This is a genomic window from Rothia sp. (in: high G+C Gram-positive bacteria) (assembly GCF_030540545.1).
GTDB lineage: Bacteria > Actinomycetota > Actinomycetes > Actinomycetales > Micrococcaceae > Rothia.
This window is the reverse complement of the sequence record NZ_JAUNVZ010000101.1, coordinates 1-1,119: the sequence shown is the minus strand read 5'-3', so window position 1 is coordinate 1,119 and position 1,119 is coordinate 1. Positions and strand designations below refer to the sequence as shown.

2 protein-coding genes are annotated in these 1,119 nt (G+C 59.0%); both read right to left on the bottom strand.

Features of this window, described 5'->3' with window-relative positions:
- Positions 1-256 precede the first annotated feature (256 nt).
- On the bottom strand, positions 257-748 hold the full coding sequence (locus tag Q4P78_RS09220; RefSeq protein ID WP_037236273.1) for a hypothetical protein: 492 nt from the start codon (positions 746-748) through the stop codon (positions 257-259).
- 75 nt (positions 749-823) lie between these two features.
- Positions 824-1,119: zinc-binding dehydrogenase (locus Q4P78_RS09215; protein WP_303340073.1), on the bottom strand; the 296-nt coding region annotated here is incomplete at its 5' end.

The window sequence follows — 1,119 nt, the reverse complement described above, 5'->3', positions numbered from 1 at the left end:
AGTGAATATGAAGTTCGAGATTTCAGTGTATTATTCGCCTCACCCACCTACCTACTGAGGTGAACCTTAGCCGCTGCTGGCAGCAGTGGATGCTGTGGGGTTTTTAAGGTTTTGCGTGTGTTCTTGTGGTGATGCAGCCCACCGCTGTGGGTGTCTGGCATCCGCTTAAGGTCGGTTTTTGTCAAATAGACACGAAACCTTAAATTCGGGTGAACTTTTCCCTCCGCCGGGGGCGTGGGTTTCATATTGATGGGGGCTAGCGAGCGAGTACTGACTCATGCCGTTCGTCGCGGGCACGCGCAATCAGCCGCTCGGCCTCTTGAATGTGTTCAACGACGGTTTGCACGCGGCGTTCTACGGTCACCTGCCGCTGGCAGTGGGCGGTGCATTCTCCGAAACAGCGTGCCATGGCGAGCGCCTCGGCACAGAGGGCCGCCGAGTTCCCCGCTTTAGAGAGCGCCCGGTGCACATCGGAGTACACTCCGGTGGGGGATGAGGGCACATCGGTGCCTTCGCTGGGGGCCAGCCGCTGTGCTTCCATGGCGATAGCGCGCACGCGCGGAATCAGGTCTGAGAGGCTGTTGGCGGCGGGTACCACCAGTTCGACCATGTCGGTGTGGGCTAGGCGCTCAAGCACTTGGTGGAAACGGTCTACGCCACGGATAAAACGGTCATGGGCGCGCCTCCAGAGCCCGCGGCCAAGTTCGGCGTCATCACGGCGTGACTGCAGAAAGTTCTTGATACCCACTGATCCCTCCTTTCGCAGCATCTTTAAAACCCTTTAACACTTAGGTTACCCTAAATCTGTTTTGCTGACACTATGTCACACCGGTTTTGTGAAGAATCTTATGGTGCCCTGCGCCCAACAGAGAAGTTTCTGCGGCAGGACGGCCGCCAGCCCGCCCGAGTACCTAGTCTTCGCCGAGGGTGAGCACAATCTTCCCCGGTGCTCCCCCGAATCGAAGTAGGTGTGGGCCCGAGCAGCCTGTTCCAGTGCGAAGGTGCGGTCTAGGTTTGCGCGAATAGCCCCGGATTCCACCAGCGGCAGTACCTGCTGCCGTACCCCGGCCATAATGCGTGCTTTCTCGTCGGCGCTGCGCGTTCGGAGTGAGGTGGCGT